5 protein-coding genes are annotated in these 5986 nt (G+C 71.9%); 1 reads left to right on the top strand and 4 read right to left on the bottom strand.

Features of this window, described 5'->3' with window-relative positions; genetic code table 11:
* Nucleotides 1-178 precede the first annotated feature (178 nt).
* Nucleotides 179-1708, top strand: coding sequence for an amino acid permease (locus tag ABZ371_RS27910; protein ID WP_358684559.1), 1530 nt, complete (start codon nt 179-181; stop codon nt 1706-1708).
* Nucleotides 1709-1759: 51 nt separating this feature from the next.
* On the opposite strand, the gene ABZ371_RS27905 is transcribed toward ABZ371_RS27910, so the two are convergent.
* The 4 genes from ABZ371_RS27905 to ABZ371_RS27890 all read right to left on the bottom strand — a co-directional run bounded on the left by ABZ371_RS27905 (nt 1760) and on the right by ABZ371_RS27890 (nt 5810).
* Nucleotides 1760-2560: a sulfite exporter TauE/SafE family protein gene (locus ABZ371_RS27905; RefSeq protein WP_358684557.1), complete on the bottom strand. Its 801-nt coding sequence runs from the start codon at nt 2558-2560 to the stop codon at nt 1760-1762.
* 312 nt (nt 2561-2872) lie between these two features.
* On the bottom strand, nt 2873-3508 hold the full coding sequence (locus ABZ371_RS27900) for an LUD domain-containing protein (RefSeq protein WP_358684554.1): 636 nt from the start codon (nt 3506-3508) through the stop codon (nt 2873-2875).
* Complete coding sequence (locus tag ABZ371_RS27895) at nt 3505-5046, bottom strand: lactate utilization protein B (protein WP_358684552.1); 1542 nt, start codon at nt 5044-5046, stop codon at nt 3505-3507. Before ABZ371_RS27895 ends, ABZ371_RS27900 begins: the two co-directional genes overlap by 4 nt.
* Nucleotides 5043-5810, bottom strand: a complete 768-nt coding sequence (locus tag ABZ371_RS27890) for a (Fe-S)-binding protein (protein WP_358684550.1) — start codon at nt 5808-5810, stop codon at nt 5043-5045. The genes ABZ371_RS27895 and ABZ371_RS27890 overlap by 4 nt, the downstream gene beginning before the upstream one ends.
* Nucleotides 5811-5986: the final 176 nt, after the last annotated feature.

Raw genomic sequence — 5986 nt, 5'->3', positions numbered from 1 at the left:
AGCGGGATCCCGGCACGGGGCCGCACGGCTGACCTTCCGGGCCCGCACCGGTCCGCGCGGCGGGCCGGCCCCGGTTCCCACGCCGCGGTCCGGCTCCGGCACAGGGCCGCGCGGCCGGCCCGCCGAGGCCCGTCCCCCGTCCCCCGTCCCGCTCCCACCCCTCCCGGAGGTCCTCCCCATGTCCATATCCGCCTCGACGCCGCCGAGCACGGAGGCCGCACCACAGAAGGACGAAGAGCAGCGGCTGCGCGAGCTCGGCTACCAGCCCGTGCTGGCCCGCCGCATGGGCGGCTTCGGCAACTTCGCGATCAGCTTCTCCGTCATCTCGATCCTCTCCGGCTGCATGACGCTCTACGGCTTCGGCATGTCCACCGGCGGCCCGGCCGTCATGCTGTGGGGCTGGGCCGGTGTCGGGCTGTTCGTGCTCTGTGTCGGCATGGCCCTGGCCGAGGTCACCAGCGCGTACCCCACCTCCGGGGCGCTCTACTACATGGCCGACCGGCTCGGCGGCCGCAAGTGGGGCTGGTACACCGGGTGGCTGAATCTGCTCGGTCTGCTGGGCGCGATCGCCGGGATCGACTACGGCGCCGCGCTGTTCACGGGAGCACTGCTCAACCTCCAGTGGGGCTTCGACCCCACCCCCGGCTCGACGATGCTCATCTTCCTCGGCATCCTGCTGCTGCACGCCGTGCTGAACCTCTTCGGCGTACGCCTCGTCAGTGTGCTCAACTCGATCAGCGTGTGGTGGCATCTGGCCGGTGTCGCCGTGATCGTCACGGTGCTGGCCATCGTGCCGTCCCACCACCAGTCGCCGTCGTTCGTCTTCACCGAGTTCGTCAACGACACCGGGTGGGAGAACCCGATCTACGTGGCGGCGATCGGTCTGCTCCTGGCCCAGTACACCTTCTGCGGTTACGACGCCTCCGCCCACCTGTCCGAGGAGACCTCCAACGCCTCGGTGACGGCGGCCAGGGGCATCGTGCGGGCCATCTGGGTCTCCTGGGTCGCCGGCTTCGTACTGCTCGCCGGACTGACCTTCGCCATCCAGGACTACGCGGGCACGCAGGACAGTGCCACCGGGGTGCCGCCGGCCCAGATCCTCATCGACGCGCTGGGCACGGCGGGCGCCACCGCCATGCTCCTGATCGTGATCGCGGCCCAGCTGTTCTGCGGCAACGCGGAGGTCGCCGCGGCGAGCCGGATGGTCTTCGCCTTCAGCCGGGACAACGCCCTGCCCGGCTCGGCCCTGTGGCGCAGGGTGAGCGCCCGCACGCAGACTCCGGTGCCGGCCGTGTGGCTGTCGGTGTGCGTGGCCGCGCTGCTGGCCGTGCCGTCGCTCTACTCCGCGACCGCCTACGGGGCGGTCACGGCCATCAACGTCATCGGTATCACGCCCGCCTACGCCATCCCGGTCTTCCTCAAGCTGCGTGCCGGGGACCGCTTCGAGCGCGGGCCCTGGCACCTGGGCCGCTGGTCGAAGCCGATCGGGTGGATCGCCGTGGTGTGGGTCGCCCTGGTGACGGTGCTGTTCCTGCTGCCGCAGTCCTCGCCGGTGACCGTCGACTCGATGAACTACGCCTCGATCGCGCTGGTCGCCGTGCTGGTCCTGGCCACCGTGTGGTGGTTCGTCGCGCGCCGTTCGTACGGCACCCCGGCCGCGTACGGGAACGCCCGTGAGCAGGCGGAGGTCGCCGAGAGCATCGTCTGACCGTCCCGTCCCCGGCGGTGGCTGTCCGCCGGGGTCCGCGCCGGGCGGTCTTCAGCGCAGCAGCAACTGGAGGCCGCCCAGCACGGTCGCGCCGATCACGATCCGGTCGAAGAGCCGCTGGTTGATCCGGCCCACGCAGACGCGGCCGAGGTACGCGCCGGGGACGACGAACAGCACCAGGGCCGCGTCCAGCAGCAGTGACCGGGCGTCGATGAGCCCGAGGCCCACGCTGAAGGGCACCTTGGAGGTGTTGACGATCAGGAAGAACCACGCCGACGTGCCCAGGAAGCCGAGCTTGCGGAAGCCCGCGGAGAGCAGGTAGAGCGACATCACGGGGCCGCCCGCGTTGGCGACCATGGTGGTGAACCCGCCGAGTGCGCCGTACGCACGGCCCTTGGCCCGTCCGGCATGTGGGGGCCCGGGGGCTTCCTCCTCGACCGGCTCCCGGTCGTCCCCCTCCCCCTCGGCGACGGCGGCCGGCCGCTCCGCGCCTCGCCGCCGCCAAAGGGTGACGCCCGCCATGAGGAGCAGGATCGCGCCGATCGACGTGCGTACGGCCGCGTCGTCGGCCCACAGCATGAAGACGCTTCCCGCCACCACCCCGGCCGCGACGGTGGGGAAGAGCCGCAGCAGGGTGGGCCAGTGGGCGTGCCGCCGGTAGATCAGCACGGCGAGGACGTCTCCCGCGATCAGGATCGGCAGCAGCACTCCGGTCGACTCGCGGGCCGGGAGGACGGCCGCGAAGACCGCGAGGCTGATCGTGTTGGCGCCGCTGACGGCTGTCTTGGAGAAGCCGACGAGCGTGGAGGCCGCCGCGAGCGTGGCCAGTTGCCAGAGTGTGAGAGTGTCCATGCCAGGTCAGACTGTATACACACCCGCTCGCCGCTCGGCCGCCGTCCATGATGCGGTCCCCGGCGGGCGCCCCCTTGCCGTGCTGCGCTCGCTCACGGAAGCGCGTACCGGCGGCGGGTGGTCGACCAGGACCTCATCGACCGTCGACCGGGACCCCGTCCTCGTGGACGCCGTGGAGAGCGGCCGGCGCGACGCCCGGAGCGGCGACGGCCCCGCGTCCTCAACCGCCTCTCGGTCCGGAACGCGGGAGCGCGGACGAGGACCCGGTGTGCCCGCGGGCCGGGCCCGGAGCGCTGACCAGGACGGCGGATGTCAGGCGTCGGTGCGGATCACCACCGCCAGGGTGCGGGGGCCGTGAACGCCTTCCACCCGCTCCAGTTCGATGTCCGAGGTGGCCGACGGCCCGCTGATCAGGGTCGTCGGCCGCTCCGGCACCAGCCGGGCGACCGCCTCGGGGACCCCGGCGACGACCGAGGAGAGATCCACCACGCACACGTGCAGGTCGGGGACGAGGGACAGGGCCCGCCGCCCCTGGTCCGGTGATCCGTCCAGGAAGACGGTGCCGGTCTCGGCGCAGCTCACGGCCGAGCCGGTCACCACCCCGTCCAGCGCGTCGAGTTCCGGGGCGGGGATACCGGCGGAGTCGGTCCGGACCTCGCCGTCGTACGCGGCGAGCCAGCGGGTGTCGAGGCCGGGGGGCACGCCGATCCTGCGCGCGCCGTGCTTCCGCAGGACCTCGGCGATCACTTCGGCCGTGCGGTCCGACGTGCAGGGGTGGACCTCGGCCTTGTAGTCGACGAGCCGGTCGGTCAGGAGAGCGAGACGTTCGCCGTCGGGGAGCGTCCGGCCGGTGCGGTAGGCCCGCGGCACGGGGGCGGGCCGGGCGGGGGCGAGGGTCAGGGCGTCCCTGATCCGGCCGAGCACCACGTCGCGGGCGCTGGTGGTCACTGCTCCTCCTGGCGGGTGTCGGCCTGGCGGGTGCCCTCTTCGGCGGCGGCCCGCATGGCGGCGGCACCCTCGGCGGACGCCAGCCACGCGCGGAACGTCTGCTCAGGGGGTACGGCGGTGTCGCGGCTGTCGCTCCAGCCGGCGAGCGGTCCCGGCAGGTGGGAGATGGTGCCGTCGCGTCCGCCCACGGCCCTGCCGAGGACGGCGGCCTTCTGGGCGGCCGTGAAGAGCCTGGGCCTCTTCATGACGGTGGCCGCCGCCTTCATGGCGAGCTTCTCGGCCGTGGTCCCGGTGCGTTCGGTGTGCTGGTGACGCAGCTCGACGAGCATCGAGGGAATGTCGATCTTGACCGGGCATGCGTCGAAGCAGGCGCCGCAGAGGCTGGAGGCGTACGGCAGCGAGCTGTTGGGGTCGTCCTCGGCGGCGTGCATCCCGGCGAGTTGCGGGGTGAGCACCGCGCCGATGGGGCCGGGGTAGGTGGATCCGTAGGCGTGGCCGCCGGTCCGTTCGTAGACGGGGCAGACGTTGAGACAGGCCGAGCAGCGGATGCAGTTGAGCGCCTCGCGGCCGATCGCGTCGGCGAGCGCGGCGGTGCGCCCGTTGTCGAGGAGGACCAGGTGGAAGTCCTGCGGCCCGTCCCCGGGCGTCACGCCGGTCCACATCGAGGTGTACGGGTTCATCCGCTCCCCGGTGGAGGAGCGCGGCAGCAACTGGAGGAAGACTTCCAGGTCCTGGTAGCGGGGCAGGACCTTCTCGATGCCCATGACGGTGATGAGGGTCTCGGGCAGGGTCAGGCACATGCGGCCGTTGCCCTCGGACTCGACCACGGACAGGGTGCCGGTCTCGGCGATCCCGAAGTTGGCTCCGGAGACCGCCACCCTGGCCGTCATGAACTTCTCGCGCAGATGGGCGCGGGCGGTGGCGGCCAGGTGGGCGGGCACACTGTCGAGGTCCGGGTCGACCCCGGGGATCCGGTCGAGGAAGATCTGCCGGATCTCGTCGCGGTTGCGGTGGATCGCGGGCACGAGGATGTGCGAGGGCCTGTCGTGGGCGAGCTGCACGATGAGCTCGGCCAGGTCGGTCTCGTGGGGGGTGATGCCGGCCGCTTCGAGGTGTTCGTTGAGACCGGTCTCCTGGGTGGCCATCGACTTGACCTTGATGACCTCGCTGCTGCCGGTCGCCTTGATCAGCCGGGTGACGATCTCGTTGGCCTCGACGCCGTCGCGCGCCCAGTGGACGGTTCCCCCGTGCTCGGTGACCTTCCGCTCGAGCTGCTCCAGGAGTTCGGGCAGGCGGTTCATCGCGTCGGTCTTGACGGCCGATCCGGCGTCGCGCAGCTCCTCCCAGTCGGGCAGTTCGCCGGTGACGTGCAGGCGTTTCCCGCGGATCGTACGGGTGGCCCTGCCGAGGTTGCGGCGCAACTGGCCGTTGCCCAGCTCGTCGTGGGCGGCTTCGGGGAACGTGCGGTCGCCGCGCAGGTTGCCGGTACCGTACGGGGACCTGGGCGGTCGGGCGGGCATGCCGAGGAAGGTGCTCATCGGGCGGCCTCCGTGAGGGTGTACGGCGCGGTCCGGGTGGATGCGAGGATCTGGGCCAGGTGCAGGGTGCGCGTGCCCGACCGGATGCGGGAGAGCCCCCCGCCGATCTGCATGAGGCAGGAGGAGTCGCCGGCCGTGCAGACGTCGGCCTCCGTGGCGCACACGTTCCGCATCTTGTCCTGGAGCATGGCGGTGGACGTCCCGGCGTTCTTGACGGCGAAGGTGCCGCCGAAGCCGCAGCAGGAGTCGGCGTCGGGAAGCTCGACGAGGTCGATCCCCTCCACGGCGCGCAGCAGCCGCAGCGGCTTGTCGCCGACCCGGAGCATCCGCAGCGAGTGGCAGGTGGGGTGGTAGGTGACGCGGTGCGGGAAGTAGGCGCCCACCCCGGTGATCCCGAGGACGTCGACGAGGAGCTCGGAGAGCTCGTACGTCTTGGCCTTGACGGTGGCGACGCCGGCGCGCAGCGAGGCGTCGCCGTAGCGCTCGGCGACGATCTCGTGCTGGTGGCGGACCGAGCCCGCACAGGATCCGGACGGCATGACGACCGCCTCGATGGACGGGTCCCCGAACTGTTCCGCGAAGTTGCGGACCAGCGGGACGGGTTCGCGCTGGTAGCCGGTGTTGACGTGCATCTGCCCGCAACAGGTCTGGTCCGGCGGGAACACGACCTCGTGGCCCAGGCGGGCGAGCAGGAGCGCGGTCGATCTCACCGCCTCGGGGAACAGGGTGTCTCCCAGGCAGGTGGCGAAGAGTCCGACGCGCATGAGATCTCCTGAGGCTTTATGGTCCGACCATACTAGCCTCAGTCCGTTGCGTGGAGCCAGGGGCGCGCCCCGGCGGAGGATGAGGGGGCGCCCGGAGGGCCGGTCGAAAAGGGGTGGGGGACGGTGCGCCCGCACCGTCCCCCCCCCCACCAGATACCCGCCCGACCCCGGAACCG

Origin of the sequence: Streptomyces sp. NPDC005899 (assembly GCF_040629645.1) — a bacterium.
Lineage (GTDB): Bacteria > Actinomycetota > Actinomycetes > Streptomycetales > Streptomycetaceae > Streptomyces.
Note: the sequence above shows the minus strand (reverse complement) of the source record. Positions and strands in the feature narration are given on the sequence as shown.